The organism is Streptomyces sp. NBC_00090 (assembly GCF_045160815.1).
Lineage (GTDB): Bacteria > Actinomycetota > Actinomycetes > Streptomycetales > Streptomycetaceae > Streptomyces.
The window spans coordinates 6,999,369-7,015,335 of sequence record NZ_CP108224.1 but is presented as its reverse complement, the minus strand read 5'-3'; the positions used below and the strand labels follow the sequence as shown (position 1 = coordinate 7,015,335).

At 74.4% G+C, this 15,967-nt stretch carries 2 protein-coding genes; both read right to left on the bottom strand.

Annotated elements, in window-relative coordinates:
• Positions 1-98 precede the first annotated feature (98 nt).
• Positions 99-10,814: an amino acid adenylation domain-containing protein gene (locus OG361_RS31235; RefSeq protein WP_405858825.1), complete on the bottom strand. Its 10,716-nt coding sequence runs from the start codon at positions 10,812-10,814 to the stop codon at positions 99-101.
• A complete protein-coding gene (locus OG361_RS31230) occupies positions 10,811-15,964 on the bottom strand; it encodes an amino acid adenylation domain-containing protein (RefSeq protein WP_405858823.1) in 5,154 nt (1,717 codons plus the stop codon). Before OG361_RS31230 ends, OG361_RS31235 begins: the two co-directional genes overlap by 4 nt.
• Positions 15,965-15,967 lie beyond the last annotated feature (3 nt).

Here is a 15,967-nt window from a genome sequence, read left to right as displayed (position 1 = left end):
CACGAAGAACCCCCGGCCGGATCACTGTCCGGCCGGGGGCTATACATCTTCGATACAGGTTCTGCTCCGGTGTCCCGCCCTCGCCGGGCGGCCTGCCGTCAGCGGTCGACGCCCACCGCCTTCAGGACCCGCTCGCTGAACTCGCCGTTGGTCAGCACGACCACGCCGCTGCCGTGGTGCAGCCGGTTCATGGAGATCGCCTGGTAGCCGCCGGGCGACCCTCCGTGGCCGTACTCCACCTCCGCTCCGCCCGCGTCGACGATGGTGCCCAGGCCGTAGAAGCCGTCGCTGTGCGGGGTGAGCATCCGACGCGCGCTCTCGCGGGAGAGGAGCGCCAGCGGGCGGCCCAGGTAGCTGCGGCGCAGCTCCAGTTCGAACCTGGCCATGTCGGCCGCGGTGCTCCAGAGGCCGGCCGCCGCGAGCTCCGGGTGGATCAGCCAGCCGCCCTCCAGGGTCCTGCCCTCCTCGTCGTGGCCGAGGGCGACGGGCCGCCCGGAGCGGTCTGGGAAGGACTGGTCGAAGCTGCTGCCCGTCATGCCCAGCGGATCGAGGACCAGGCGCCGCATGAGCGCCTCGAACGGTTCCCCGGTCACGTCGGTCAGGAGCTGTTCGAGTACCGAGTAGTGGGCGTTGGACTTGTGGAACTCCTGTCCGGCGGGACGTTCCGGCACCGCGCCCTCGCGCAGCAGCTCCACCAGCGCCGGCACGGGCCGCCCCTTGGGGACCGCGCGGCGGGGGGTCTCCGCGAGCCCGCCCAGATGGCTGAGCAGATGGCGTACCGTCACCGGCCGCTCGGTGTCCGGCAGCCGCCAGGTGCGCAGATACGTGTCGGCGTCGGCGTCCAGGTCGAGCACGCCCTGGTCGACGAGGCGCAGGACGGCGACGGCCGTCACGTGCTTGCCCCAGGAGCCGGCCTGGAAGAGGGTGTCGGGCGTGACGGGCTCGTCCGAGTCGGCGCCGAGCGTCCCGATGCCCTCGAGGGCCACCAGTTCGCCGCCCTCGATCACGGCCAGGCTCGCGCCGGGCACCCCGTCGGCGGCGAGGGCCTCCCGTACCGTCCGCGGGTCGAACGCGGGCTCGGCGGCCGGGCGGAGCGGTGTCCGCGCGGCCGCCGCGGTGACGGCGGCGGCGTCCAGCGCCGCCGCGAGGGCGGCCAGGGTGTCGTGCTTGTAGAGCAGGAAGAGCGAGATGTCGAGACCCGCCCGGCGGCCGGCCGCGATCACCCGGATCACCAGGATCGAGTCGCCGCCGAGCCGGAAGAAGCCGTCCTCGCGGCCGATCCGCGCGATGCCGAGCGTCTGCGACCAGATGGCCGCGATCCGCCGCTCGGTGTCGGTGGCCGGCTCGGTGCAGGGCCGGTCCCCGGCGGCCGACCACTCGGCGGGCTCCGGCAGCGCCTTGCGGTCCACCTTGCCGTTGGGGGTCAGCGGCAGCACGGGCAGCGTCACGTAGCCGGCCGGGATCATCGCCTCGGGCAGCGTCCTCGCGAGCCGTTCGCGGAGCGTCGCCGGGTCCGGGGCGGCGCCGTCGGCGGTCACCACGTAGCCGATGAGCTGCTCGTGGCCGAGCGGTCCCCTGCGGACGGCGACCGCCGCGTCCACGACGGACTCCAGGGCGGTCAGCGCGGCCTCGATCTCGCCGAGCTCGATGCGCACGCCGCGCACCTTGACCTGGTGGTCCACGCGCCCGAGGAACTCGATGCTGCCGTCCTCGTTCCAGGCGGCGACGTCCCCCGTGCGGTACAGCCGCGAGCCGTCCGGGCCGAACGGGTCGGGCAGGAACCTTTCGGCGGTCAGTGCCGGGCGTCCGCCGTAGCCGCGCGAGACGCCGGTACCGCCCGCGTACAGCTCGCCTGGCACGCCCACCGGGACCGGGGCCATCGCCTGGTCAAGGACGTACAGGCGGGTGTTGCGCACCGGCCGGCCGATGGTGACCCGCGCCCCGCCGACGGGGTCGCCGGCCCGGACCACGGCGTGCGTGATGTCGTCCGAGCACTCGGTCGGCCCGTACGCGTTGACCATCGGGATCTCCGGAAAGCGGGCGAACCAGCGCCGGCACAGGTCCGGCGGGAGCGCCTCCCCCGTCACCACCATCCACCGCAGGCCGGGCAGACCGGGCAGGCCGGGGGTGGTCGGTCCGGCGTCCCAGGCGTCGAGCGCGGCGCGCAGCAGCGACGGGACGACCTCCAGGACGGTGATCCGCTCGTCCGCGGTCCGCCCGAACAGGGCCGCCGGGTCCACGGCGGCCGTCTCGTCGACGACGCGCACCCGGCCGCCGACGACGAAGGCGACGAGTATCTGCCACACCGAGATGTCGAAGGACATCGAGGCGTTCTGCACGACCGAGTCGGCCCCGGTCAGCTCCAGGTCCTCCACCTTCGCGAGCAGGTGGTTGGCCATGCCCCGGCGGGTGACCTGGACGCCCTTGGGTCTGCCGGTCGAGCCGGAGGTGTAGATGACGTACGCGAGGTGGTCGGGGTCCGCGACCGGTGCCGGCGCGGTGGCCGGGTGGTGCGCCCATGTCTCCGGCCGGTCCAGGGGGACGGCCGTCAGGTCGAGGCCGTGCAGGGCCGGGTCGCTCAGGGCCGGGTCGCTCAGCAGTACGGCCGCGTGCGCGTCCCGCGCCATGTACGCCAGCCGTTCCGCCGGGAGCGCCGGGTCCAGCGGCAGCCAGGCGCCGCCCGCCTTGAGCACGGCGAGGACCGCGAGGACCGTGGCCGGGGAGCGGTGGGCGTGGAGGGCGACGACCGTGTCCGGGCCGACGCCGAGCGCCCGCAGGTGGTGGGCGAGCCGGTTCGACTCGGCGGCGACCTCGGCGTAGGAGAGTTCCACGCCGTCGGCGGTGAGCGCCGTACGGCCCGGGGCCTCGGCCGCGTACCGGTCCAGCTCCTCCTCGACGGCCACCCACGAGGGCTCGCGGCCGGTCTCGGTGAAGGAACGCAGCCGCTCCTCCTCCAGCTCGCCCAGGTACGTCAGGCGCGGGTCGCCCGTCGGCGAGGACGCCATCGAGGCAAGGACCGCCCGGTACATGCGGGCGAGCCGCTCGCCGTTCGCCCGGCTCAGCACCTGCGATTCGGCGGTGAGGTGGAGGCCCTGGCCGCCGGTGGCGACGGTCAGCGCGAACTCAGTGGTCGTCTGGCCGACGCTCGATCCGGCGTCGATCCGGTCGCTGCCGAAGATGCGCAGGTCGTGGTAGTTGAACAGGACGTCGATCTGGCGCTGGGCGCCGGGCGCCTCCCGCTGGATCGCGGCCATCGGGTAGCGGCGGTGGCCCCACAGGCCGACCTCGCGGGCGAAGACCTGCCGCACCAGCTCGTCCCAGGTGCGGGCCGAGCGGTCGTGCGCGAAGGGCAGCGTGTTGAGGTACATGCCGAGCACCCGGTCCGAGCCGAGCACCTCGGGCCGCGCGTCGCAGACGAGGCCGGTGTGGAAAGCCTCCTCCTCGGTGAGCTGGCTCATCACCTTCAGGTGCGCGGCGAGCAGCACGCTCTTGAGGGAGACCCGGCCGCGCGAGGCGAAGGCGCGCAACGGCTCCTCCAGGTCGGCCAGGTCGACCGGCACCACATGGGTGCGCCGGTCGCCCGGCTCCCCCCAGCCGGCCGGGATCCGCAGCGGCGCGTAGCCGTGCGTGACGCCCTTCCAGAAGGCGCTGTCCACGCCCTGGGAGAGCGATTCCAGCTCGCCCGCGACGAAGTCGGCGTAGCGGATCGGGGGCGCCTGGTGGCCGGTGTTGTGCCCCCGGCCGTCCCGGATCTCCCGGTAGCGGTCGACGAGTTCGGTGACCAGGGAGAACTGCCCCCAGCCCTGGGTGATGGCGTGCGGCTGGCTGAAGGTGACCCGCCAGGCGGCGTCGCTCTCCAGGTGGACCGCGACCCGCAGCAGAGGCGCCCGCGCCGGGTCGAAGCCGTCGGCCCGCTCGGCGGCGAGGAAGGCGTCGAGCGCCGCACTCCGCGCGGCCTCGTCGCGTCCGCGCAGGTCGTGCACGCGCACCGGTATGTCGACGGACTCGTGGACCAGCTGCATCGGCTGGGAGAAGCCGGTCAGGTCGAAGGAGGTCCGCAGTACGTCGTGGCGGGCGGTGACGTCCGCGACGGCCTGGCGCAGCGCGTCCTCGCGGAACGGCTTGTCGTCGTTCACGCGGATGGAGACGCACTGGTGGTAGGTGGCGCCGTCGGTGTCGGCCAGCATCTCCACGAGCATGCCGAGCTGGAGCTGGGACGCCGGGTAGGCGTCCGCCACCCCGGCGGGCACCAGCTGCCGGTCGTCCGGCTCGATCAGGGCGAAGGGTGCCACGGCGGTGATCCCGCCGGTCAGCACGGGCCGCCCGGCCGCGGCCTCGGCGAGCCCGGCGACCGTGCGCTGCTCGAAGACGTCGCGGACCGCGAGGTCGTACCCGGCGGCGCGCAGGGCGCCGACCAGGTTGACGGCCCTCAGCGAGTCGCCGCCGAGGCCGAAGAAGGAGTCCTGGACGCCGACCCGGTCGGCGCCGAGGACCTCGGCCCACAGCGCGGCCATCCGCTCCTCGGCCGGGGTGCGGGGCGCCAGGTAGTCGTCGGCCGCCAGGGCGTCGCCCTCGGGGGCGGGGAGCGCCTTGCGGTCGATCTTGCCTGCGGTGTTGAGCGGCAGCGCCTCCAGGGTGACGAAGGCGGAGGGCAGCATCGCCTCGGGGAGCAGGGTGGCCAGCCGGCGCCGCAGCGCGCCGGGTTCGGGCGCTTCGGGGCCCGCCGGGACGACGTAGGCGACGAGGCGCTTGTCACCGGGGGTGTCCTCGCGGACGGCGACGGCGGTGTGCGCGACGCCCGGCAGGGTCATCAGGGCGGCCTCGATCTCGCCCGGCTCGATGCGCACGCCGCGGATCTTCACCTGGTCATCGGCGCGGCCGATGTAGAGCAGGGTGCCGTCGGGCCGTGTGCGGACGACGTCGCCGGTGCGGTACATGCGCGCGCCGGGCACGTCGGAGAACGGGTCGGGGCCGAAGAACTCGGCCGTCCGCGCGGGCAGGTTGCGGTAGCCGCGGGCCAGCCCGTCGCCGCCGATGTACAGCTGGCCGGCGACGCCGGCCGGCACCGGCCGCAGCCGCGCGTCGAGGACGTACACGGTGTTGTTGGCGATCGGGCGGCCGATGGAGATCCGGTCGGCGTCCCCGGGCACGTCCCAGCTCGTCGACCAGATGGTCGTCTCGGTGGGCCCGTACACGTTGACCAGCCGGCCGACCCGGGCGCGCAGCTCGCCCGCGAGCTCGGCGGGCAGCGCCTCGCCGCCGGTGAGGGCGGTGATCGCGGACCGCTCGAAGCCCGAGCGCAGCAGCAGGTTCCATCCCGAGGGCGTGGCCTGCGCGTGGCTGATGCCGTGCCGTTCTACCAGGCGGGTCAGCGCGGCCCCGTCCTTGGTGTCCAGGCTGTCGGCGAGGACCAGACGGCCGCCGGTGACCAGCGGCAGGAAGAGTTCGAGACCGGAGATGTCGAAGGAGACGGAGGTGAGGGAGAGCCAGGTGTCGGCGCCGGTGGAGCCGAGTCGCTCGGCCATCGCCAGCAGCAGGTTGGCGAGGGCGGCGTGGGCGATGCCGACGCCCTTGGGGCGGCCGGTGGAACCCGAGGTGTAGAGGGTGTACGCGAGGTGGCTGGCCTCGGCCCGTACGGGCGGCGTCGCGGCGGGGTGCTCGTCCCCGGGCAGGTCGTGGACGAGCCGCGGCCCGTCGTGGACACCGTCGAGGACCGCCGCGAAGGCCGGTTCGGTGACGACCGGGCCCGCGCCCGCGTCGGCCAGCACGTATCCGATCCGGTCGGCGGGGAACGCCGGGTCGAGCGGCACGTAGGACGCGCCGGTGCGCCAGGTGCCGAGCATCGCCGCGACCAGTTCCGGCGTGCGGTCGAGCAGCAGTCCGACCACCGACTCGGGGCCGGTGCCCAGGGCGTGCAGCCGCCGCCCGTACCGCTCGCTCCGCTCCAGCAGCCAGCCGTACGAGTACTCCCGGCCGCCCCACAGCAGCGCGACGGCGTCGGGGGCGGCGGCGGCCCGCTCCGCGAACAGGTCGTAGGCGGTGGCGGGGCCGCGCGGCACGGCGGTGTCGTAGTCGCCGGTCAGCAGCAGCCGGCGCTCCTCGTCCGACAGCAGGTCGACGGTGGCGTCGCCGTCCGGGTCGGCGGCCATCGCCTCCAGGACCCTGCGGTACATGCCCACCAGGCGCTCGGCGTTGGCCCGGTTCACCGTGTGGGAGTCGCAGGTCACGATGATGTGCCCGACGCGGGACGACACGGTCAGCGGGAACTCGGACGGGCTGTCGTCGATGCCGCCCTCATGGTCCACCAGGCCGGAGTCGACCTGCCGGAAGTCCTGGTAGTTGAAGTACACGTCGAGCAGGCGACGCGAGCCGCCCCACTCCCGCTGGATCGCGGCCATCGGGTAGCGGCGGTGGTCCCACAGGCCGACCTCGCGGGCGAAGACCTGCCGCACCAGCTCGTCCCAGGTGCGGGCCGAGCGGTCGTGCGCGAAGGGCAGCGTGTTGAGGTACATGCCGAGCACCCGGTCGGCGCCCAGCAGTTCGGGTCTGGCGTCGCAGACGAGACCGGTGTGGAAGGCCTCCTCCTCGGTGAGCCGGCCCATCACGGCCAGGTGCGCGGCGACCATCACGCTCTTGAGCGAGGTCTTGGCGCGGGCAGCGAGCGCCCGGAGCCCCTCCTCCAGGTCGGTCCAGACGATGCCCGCCTGTACGGTCTCGCGGGGCGTCCCGGGGCTGTCGCCCCAGCCCTGCGGCAGCCTGAGCGGGGCGTGCTCGGTGACGACCTCCTGCCAGTACGCGCGGTCCTCGGCCGAGTCCACGGCGCGCAGTTCACCGGCGACGAAGTCGGCGAAGCGCACGGCGGGGGCGTCGAACGCTTCCGGCTCCAGGCCGTCGCGGACCGCCCGGTAGACCTCGATCAGCTCCATGAGGAGCGAGTGGTGGCCCCAGCCCTCCAGGATCGGGTGGCATTCGGTGACCGAGATCCACCAGCCGGTGTCGTCGTCCGTCAGGTGTGCGTGGAAGCGCATCAGCGAGGGCACGGCGAGGTCGAAGACCCGGCCCCGCTCCTCGGCCGTGAATGCGCGCAGCGCGCCGTCCACGGCGGCGGCGTCCAGACCCCTCAGGTCCTGCCGGCCCAGGGGCATCTCGGCCTCGGCATGGACCAGTTGCATCGGCCGGGAGTAGCCGGTGAGGGCGATCGAGGTGCGCAGCACCTCGTGGCGGGCGGTCACGATCCGGCCGGCCTCGGCGAAGGCCTCCGGGTCGAAGGGCCACTCGTCGCGGATCCGGAAGGTGGAGACGTTGTGGTACAGGTTGCGGCTGGTGTCGGCGAGCATCTCGACGACCATGCCGAGCTGCATCTGTGAGAGCGGGTAGGCGTCGACGATCCCGGCCGGGACGGCCGCCCGGTCGGCCGCGTCGATCAGCGCGAACGGCTCGACGGTCTCCGTGCCCGGGGCGAGCGCGGGCCGGCCGGTGATCGACTCGCACAGCCGCGCGACCGTGCGGAAGTCGAAGACGTCGCGCACCGACACGTCGTAGCCGGCCGCGCGCAGGGCGCCGACCAGGGCGATCGCCCGGATCGAGTCGCCGCCGAGGTCGAAGAAGGAGTCCTCGACGCCGACGCGGTCCACGCCGAGCACCTCGGTCCACACCGCGGCGACCCGCTCCTCGACCGGGGTGCGGGGTGCGGTGTACGCGCGCGCGCCGCGCAGCGTGGTGGTGTCGGGGGCGGGGAGCGCCCGGTGGTCGAGCTTGCCGTTGACGGTGAGCGGGATCCGGTCGAGGGGGACGAAGGCGGCCGGGAGCATGTACTCGGGCAGCGTCCGGCGTAGCAGGGTGCGCAGCTCGCCCGGGTCGGGGAGGCTGCCGGGCGCCTGCTCGACGAGATAGCCGACGAGCTGCTTCTCGCCGGAGTCGGTGCGGACCCGGACCACGGCCTCGCCGACGCCCGGGTGCTCCAGGAGCGCGTGGGCGATCTCGCCGAGCTCCACGCGGTAGCCGCGGATCTTGACCTGGTCGTCGATGCGACCGATGAACTCCAGGCTCCCGTCGGGGAGTCGGCGCGCGGCGTCGCCGCTGCGGTAGAGGCGGGCGCCGGGGGGACCGAAGGGGTCGGGGACGAACCGTTCGGCCGTCAGTTCCGGGCGGCCCAGATAGCCGCGGGCGACGCCCGGACCGCCGACGTGGATCTCGCCGGGGACGCCGATCGGCGCCGGGTTGCCCGAGCCGTCCAGCAGGTACACCGAAAGGTCGCTGAGCGGATGGCCCACCCGATTGCCCGCGAGCGGTTCACAGTCGGCCTCCTCGATCCTGTGGTACGTGGTGTGCACGGTGGTCTCGGTGATGCCGTACATGTTGACGAGCGCGGGCCCGTCGGGGCCGACGCGGTCCAGCCACGGCCGCAGTTCGGAGACCTCCAGCTTCTCGCCGGCGAAGACCACCGCGCGCAGCGACAGCCGGTCGATCCGCGGGTCGCCGGAACCGGCGGCCGCGATCAGGGAGCGGAAGGCGGTCGGCGTCTGGGAGAGCACGGTGGCCCGCTCGGCGACCAGCAGGTCGAGGAAGTCCGAGGGCGCGCGGGTGACGTCCTGGCCGACGACGACGAGCCGGCCGCCGTACAGCAGGGCGCCCCACATCTCGAAGACCGACACGTCGAAGGCGTAGCTGTGGAACATCGTCCACACGTCCTCGGCGGTGAAGCCGTAGTGCTCGTGGGCGGTGGTCAGCAGGCGCAGGACGTTGCCGTGCTCCAGGACGACGCCCTTGGGGCGGCCGGTGGAGCCCGAGGTGTAGATCACGTAGACGGTGGATCCGGGCCCGGCGAGCGGCTCGGGATTCGTGGCGGGCCGCGCCGCGACGAGGCTCGCGTCCCGGTCCACGAGGAGGGTCTCCACGCCGTGGGCGTCGGCGAGCGCCGGGGCGGTCCGCTCGGAGCCGACGACGATCCGGGCCCCGGCGTCGGCCGTCACGTAGGCGAGCCGGTCGGCCGGGTTGGCCGGGTCGAGCGGCAGGTAGCCGGCGCCGGACTTGAGGATGCCGAGGAGGGCGGGCAGCAGCTCGGCGTCGCGTTCCAGGCAGAGTCCGACGAGTTGTTCGGGCCCGGCACCCATGGCGCGTAGCTGGTGGGCCACCCGGTTCGCCCGCTCGTTCAGCTCCCGGTAGGTGAGGTGGGAAGTGCCCGACGTGACGGCGACCGCGTCGGGGGTCGCCGCGGCCTGCTCCTCGAAGGCCTGGTGGACGCAGCGGTCCACGGGTGCGCCGGCCCTGGACCCGCTCAGCGAGCCGGTGGCGACGGCGAGTTCGGCGTCCCCGAGGATGCGCAGCCGGGAGACCGGCAGCGCCGGGTCGGCGGTGGCCGCCTCCAGCAGGCGCGTCAGGTGCCCGGCCATCCGTTCCGCGGTGGCGCGGTCGAAGAGGGCGGTGGCGTGGTTGAGGGCGCCGCCCAGCGAGCCGTCGGGGCCCTCCTCGATCTGGAGGGTCAGCTCGTACTTGGCGACGCGGTCCCGGCGGGCGTACTGCTCGACGGTGAGGCCGGGCAGGGCGAAGGCGTCGAGCCGCTGCTCGTGCAGGGTGAAGGCGACCTGGTGCAGCGGGGTCCGCGACATGTCGCGCTCGGGCTGGAGCTCGTCCACCAGCCGGGCGAAGGGCACCTCCTGGTGGTCGAAGGCGTCGAGCATGGCGGTGCGGGTGCGGGTGAGCAGCTCTCCGAAGCCCGGGTCGTCGGCCCAGCTGCCGCGCATGACCAGGGTGTTGATGCCGTATCCGATCAGCTGCTGGAGCTCGGGCCGGACGCGGCCGGAGACCACCGTGCCGACGGAGACGTCGTTCTGCCCGGTGTAGCGGGCCACCAGCACCTGGAAGGCGGTGAGCAGCACGGCGAAGGGGGTGGTGCCGTGGGCCACCGCCAGCGCGCGGATCCGGCCGGCCAGCCCGTCGGGGAAGGTGACGGGCACGTCGGCGCCGGCGGTGTCGCGCACCACGGGCCGGGGCCGGTCGGTGGGGAGCTCGACGGGCAGGGCGCCGGCCAGCCGCTCCCGCCAGTGCGCGAGGTGGCGCTCCAGGAGGGGCCCGGGCAGCTGCCGGCGCTGCCAGGCCGCGTAGTCGGCGTACTGGATCTCCAGCGGCGGGAGCGGGGTGGTGTCACCGGCGGCCCGGCGCGTGTAGAGGGTGCTCAGCTCGCCGGCGAAGATCCGGGTCGACCAGGCGTCGCAGGCGATGTGGTGGAAGGTCACCGCCAGGATGTGCTCGTCCTCGGCCAGCCGGATCAGCCCGGCTCGGGCGGGCCACTGGGCGGCCAGGTCGAAGGGGGTGGCCAGCTCCCGCTCGACGAGTTCGGCGGCGAGCGCCTCGCGCCCGTCCCGGGGCTCGCCGGAGAGGTCCTCGAGCGGCAGTGCGACCGGCGCCGGCGCGTCGACGAGCTGGACGGGCTCGACGCCCGAGAGGCCGTAGCGGGTGCGCAGGATCTCGTGCCGGTCGGTGACCGCCTGCCAGGCGGCGGCCAGCGCCGCGGTGTCGAGGGCGCCGCGCAGTCGCAGCACCATCGGGACCAGGTACTCGGCGCTGTCCGGCTCCAGCCGGTTCAGGAACCACATCTGCTGCTGTCCGGCGGAGAGCAGGAGCGGCGCGGCGCGGTCGGCGCGCGGTATGGAGGTCGGGGCGGGGGCCGGCGGGCCGGCGGGCCCGCCCCGCGGGCCGCGGCGGCCCGCGAGGCGGCTGCGCAGCAGCTCGGCGCGGAGTTCCTCGGGGGAGGCGGGCCGGTCGGCCCGCGGGGCTCCGGCCTGCTGCGCGGGAGTCGTCTCCTGAATGGTCATGACTTCTGCTCCTCCAACAGCTCGGCGTCCGACAGCTGCTCGATCTCGGCGCGGATACGGAACTCGACGGCGTTCGCCAGGCCGGCGACGGTCGGATGCTCGAAGATCTCCCGGACCGGCAGCGCGATCTCGAACTCGGACTGGATCGCGGCGATCAGCCGGATCGCGAGGATCGAGTTGCCGCCGGCCAGGAAGAAGTTGTCGCGGACCCCGATCGGGGTGCCGAGCAGCTCGGCCCAGACCTCAGAGATACGTTTCTCCAGGGGGCCGGACGGCTCGTCCACGGCCGACAGGGCCGCCATGGGGACCGGGTCGGGCAGCGCCGCCCGGTCGAGCTTGCCGTTGGCGTTCAGCGGCACGGCCTCCAGCACGGTGAACGAGGACGGGACCAGGTAGTCCGGCAGCAGCTCGGCGCAGTACTCGGCCAGCACACCGCCCTCCACCGGATTGCCGGCCGGGACGAAGTACCCGGCCAGCCGGACCGTCCCGGCGGCGTCGGTACGGGCGACCACCACGGCCTCCCTGACCCCCGGGTGGTCGGCGAGCACGGCCTGCGCCTCCCCCGGCTCGACCCGGTAGCCGCGGATCTTCACCTGGTGGTCGGTGCGGCCCAGGAACTCCACCTGCCCGCCCGGCAGCCAGCGCGCCAGGTCACCGGTGCAGTAGAGCCGCGCCCCGGCCGCCCCGAAGGGGTCCGGCACGAACTTCTCGGCGGTCACAACCGGGGCTCCCGCGTACCCGCGGGCCACCCCCGTACCGCCGACGTACAGGTCGCCGACCGCGCCGGTCGGCACCGGCCGCATCGCCCCGTCCAGGACGTACATCGCCATGCCGGGCAGCGGGGCGCCGATCGGCACCACCGGCGGCAGCTCGCCCTGCGGCACCGGGTGGACGCAGGTGCCGACGGAGGCCTCCGTCGGCCCGTACTCGTTGATCAGTCGCGCCTCGCCGAGCCGCTCGGCCCACACCCGGGCCAGCGGCCCCGGCAGCGCCTCGCCGGCGACCACGATCACCCCGGCCAGGCCCGCCGACTGCTCGGCCGTCAACTGCCCGCCGAGAATGTCGAGGTGACCGGGAGTCAGCTTGAGGAAGCTGTACGGGCCCGAGGCTAGCAGCCGCGCCCCCAGTTCGGTGAGGTCGGTGTCCTGCGGCAGCATGACCACCCGCTGCCCGGCCAGCAGCGGCGCCCACACATTGGGCACGGCCAGGTCGAAGGCGGTGGAGGAGAAGACCGCGCTGCCGCCGGTGCCCCGGGCGACCAGCTCGTCCACGGCCCACCGCAGGTGGTGGGCGAGGCCCCGGTGGGGCACAGCGACGCCCTTGGGGCTGCCGGTGGAGCCCGAGGTGTAGATCAGGTACGCGAGACGGTCCAGGTCGGCGGGGACCCCGGGCGCAGTGGCCGGGAGCGCGGCGAGAGCCGCTCCGTCGGCGTCCGCGTCGACCAGGACCAGGCCGCCCGCGTATCCGGCAAACCGCTTCGCGTACCCGGTGGAGGTCACCACCAGCGGGGCGCCAGCGTCGGTCGCCATCGTGGAGACCCGTTCGGCCGGCCACTCCGGGTCCATCGGGACGTAGGCGCCCCCGGCCTTCCAGACGGCCAGCAGGGTCGCGGTCAGCTCCGCGCCCCGGTCGAGCAGCACGCCGACCCGCGATTCCGGGCCGACGCCGAGCCCGCGCAGGTGGTGGGCCAGCCGGTTGGCGCGGGCGTCGAGTTCCGCGTAGGTGACGCGGCGGCCGTCCTCCTGCACCGCGACCGCGTCGGGCGTCCGCACGGCCTGCGCGGCGAAGACCTCGTGGACGGCGGTGGTGACGGGCTCGGCCGGGGCCTTCGCCCAGGTGGAGGTCAGCCGCTCCCGCTCGTCCGCCGGCAGGAGGTCGACCTCGCCGAGGAGGAGCTCGGGGTCGGCGGCGACGGCGGCCAGCAGCCGCTGGAAGCGCCCGGCGAGCAGCTCGACGGTGGCCGGGTCGTACAGCGCGGTCGCGAACTCCAGGCTCGCGAACATCGTCCCGTCGTCGTGCCGGCGCATGTACAGCGTCAGGTCGGTGTGCGCGACCCCCCACATCTCCTGGAGGGTCCGGATGTCCTCGTCGCCCTCCACGGCGCCGTTGAACGCCTCGTCGTGGAGGTCGAAGGCCACCTGGTAGAGCGGCGTACGGGACAGATCACGCTCCGGCGCCAGCTCCTCCACCAGCCGCTCGAACGGCAGGTCCTGGTGGGCGAAGGCGTCCCGGGTGGTCCGCTTGACCCGCTCCAGCGCCTCGCGGAAGGTCAGCCGCTCGTCCAGCCCGCAGCGCAGCACCAGACTGTTGAGGAAGAAGCCGACGACATCCTCGGTCTCGGCGCGCTCGCGCCCGGCCACCGGGGTGCCCACCGGCACGTCCCACTGACCGGTGTGCGCCGCGAGCAGCGTCGCGTACGCCGTGAGGAGGGTGGTGAACGGCGTCGCCCCGTGGCTCCGGCCCAGCTCGGTCAGGCGCGTGACGACCGGCTCGGGGACCGAGAAGTGCACGACCGAGCCGCGCCCGTCGCGGACCGCGGCCCGCGGCCGGTCGGCCGGTAGCTCCACCGGGGTGGAGCCGTCCAGGACACCGCGCCAGTGGCTCAGCTCCCCGGCGATGACCTCGTCGGTCAGCCGGGCCCGCTGCCAGGCCGCGTAGTCGGCGTAGTCGATGGACCGGACGGGCAGGTCCGGCTCCGCGCGGGCGTCGCGGTAGGCGTCGACGAGCTGGTGGAACTCCCGCTCCAGCACGTTCGAGGACCAGCCGTCGGTGGTGATGTGGTGCATCGCCACCGTGACGACGTGGTCGCCGCCGCGCACCCGGACCAGGGCGGCCCTCAGCAGCGGTCCTTTCTCCAGGTCGAAGCCCCGTCCGAACTCCTCCTTGAGGATCGCGGTGAACTCCTCGCGGTCCGCGTGCAGATGGCGCAGCTCGACCCGGTGTGGCGCGGCGATGTACTGCACGGATTCGCCGTCCACCACCGCGTACCGGGTGCGCAGCGCCTCGTGCCGCTCCACCAGGGCGTTCAACGCCCTCTGGACGTGGGCGACATGGGTGCCGTCGGGCACCTTGAGGAACAGGCCGGCCACCCACTCGGGGCTCTGCGGGTTCATCCGGTCCAGGAACCAGAGCCGACTCTGCCCGAAGGAGAGCGGCAACGGCCGGCCGTCACGCGGCAGGGCGGCGATCGCCGGCTCGTCGGCTTCGGCGGTGTCGGTGGACCCGGTGGTTCCGGGGGTTCCGGCGGTTTCGGTGGACCCGGCGGTTCCGGTGGCGTCGGCGGACCCGACGGCGTCGAGGCTCTCCGGGGCCGGGGCGAGCAGCCGGGCCTGCGCCTCGACGGTGGTCGCGGCGAACAGTCCGCGCAGCTGGATCCTGCGGCCCGACAGGGTACGGAGCCGGCCGGCCAGCCGGGCGAGCTGGAGAGAAGTGCCGCCGAGGGCGAAGAAGTCGTCGTCCAGGCCGACGTCCTCGGTCTTCAGCAGCTCCCGCCACGCGGCGGCGACCTGCCGCTCCGCCTCGGTGCGCGGCTCGCGGCCGGGCGGCCGGCCCTCCGCGGCGCCCGATTCGGGGGCGGGCAGCGCGGTGCGGTCCACCTTGCCGTTGACGGTCAGGGGGAAGGCGTCGAGACGCAGGAAGACGGCCGGTATGTGCGTGTCGGGCAGCCGCTCCTGGAGGAAGCCGCGCAGGCCGGCCAGGATCTCGGCCGAGGGCGCGAGGACGTACGCGGCGAGCCGCTTGCCCCCGTCGGGGCCGGTGAAGGCGGTGACGACGGAACCCCGGACCCGGGGGTGGGCGCTCAGCGCGCTCTCCACCTCGCCCGGCTCGATCCGGACGCCGTTGATCTTGACCTGATGGTCGATGCGGCCGAGGTACTCCAGCACCCCGTCCTCGCGCCGGCGCACCTGGTCGCCCGTACGGTAGAGCCGTGAGCCGTCCCGGGCGAGCGGGTCCGGCACGAAGCGGTCGGCGGTCTGCGCGGGGCTGCCGAGGTAGCCGCGGGCCACGCCCACACCGCCCGCGTACAGCTCGCCCGCCACCCCGTCCCCGACCGGACGGCCGTCGGCGTCGGCGACCATCACCCGCATGCCGCCGATCGGGCGGCCGATGGGCACGGTGCCGGAGTGCCGGCCGGGTTCGAAGCGGTGGGCGGTGACGTCGATCGCACACTCGGTGGGCCCGTAGGTGTTCCAGATCTCGACGCTGCCGTCGGCACCCCGCCCGCCGAGGCGCCGCAGCACCCGCTGCGCGAGCTCGGCCTGGAGGGGCTCGCCCGCCGAGAAGAGCAGCCGCAGCGCGTCGCAGCGCTCCCAGCCCTGCTCCTCGGCGAGCAGCCGCAGCACGGAGGGCACCACCTGGAGCACCGTCACCCGGTGTTCGGCGACCGCGCGCAGCAGTGCCGCGGGGTCGCGCTCGGCGCCCGCCGGGGCGAGGACCAGGGTGCCGCCGCTGACCAGGGGCGCGAAGACCTCCCAGACATGGGCGTCGAAGGTGACGGCGGTCTTGTGCAGGACCCGGTCGGCCGGCCCGAGGCCGTGGGTGCCGGTGGCCCAGGCGATGCGGTTGGCGATGCCCTCGTGGCTGACCACGACGCCCTTGGGGGTGCCGGTGGAGCCGGAGGTGTAGATGACGTACGCGGTGTCGAGGGGGCCCGCCTCGACGGACGGCCCGGCCGCCTCCGCCGCTGCCTCTGTCTCCGCCGCCTCCGCCTCCGCCGCCTCCGGCAGGCCGTCGGGGGCGTACAGCGGCAGCGGCTCGGCGCCCGAACCGTCAGCGACGCGCGCCCCGTCGGGGGCGGTGACCACGAACCGGGCCCCGGCCGCCCGGAGCATCCACGAGGAGCGCGCGGCGGGCTGCTCGGGGTCGAGCGGCAGATAGCCGGCCCCGGCCCGCCACACGGCCAGCAGAGTGGACACCAGTTCGATGGACCGGGGCAGGCAGACGCCGACCACCGTACCCGGGCCCACGCCCAGGCCATGCAGCCGACGGGCCAGCAGACCGGCCCGGACGTCGAGTTCGGCATAGCTGATCTCCCGCGCGCCCTCGACCACGGCGATCGCATCCGGAGTCGCTGCTGCGCGGTCCGCTACGAGTTCGTGAGCCAGGAGAGGCTCGCTGGGGGAGGCGCCCGTACGCGACTCGGGATTCATGTC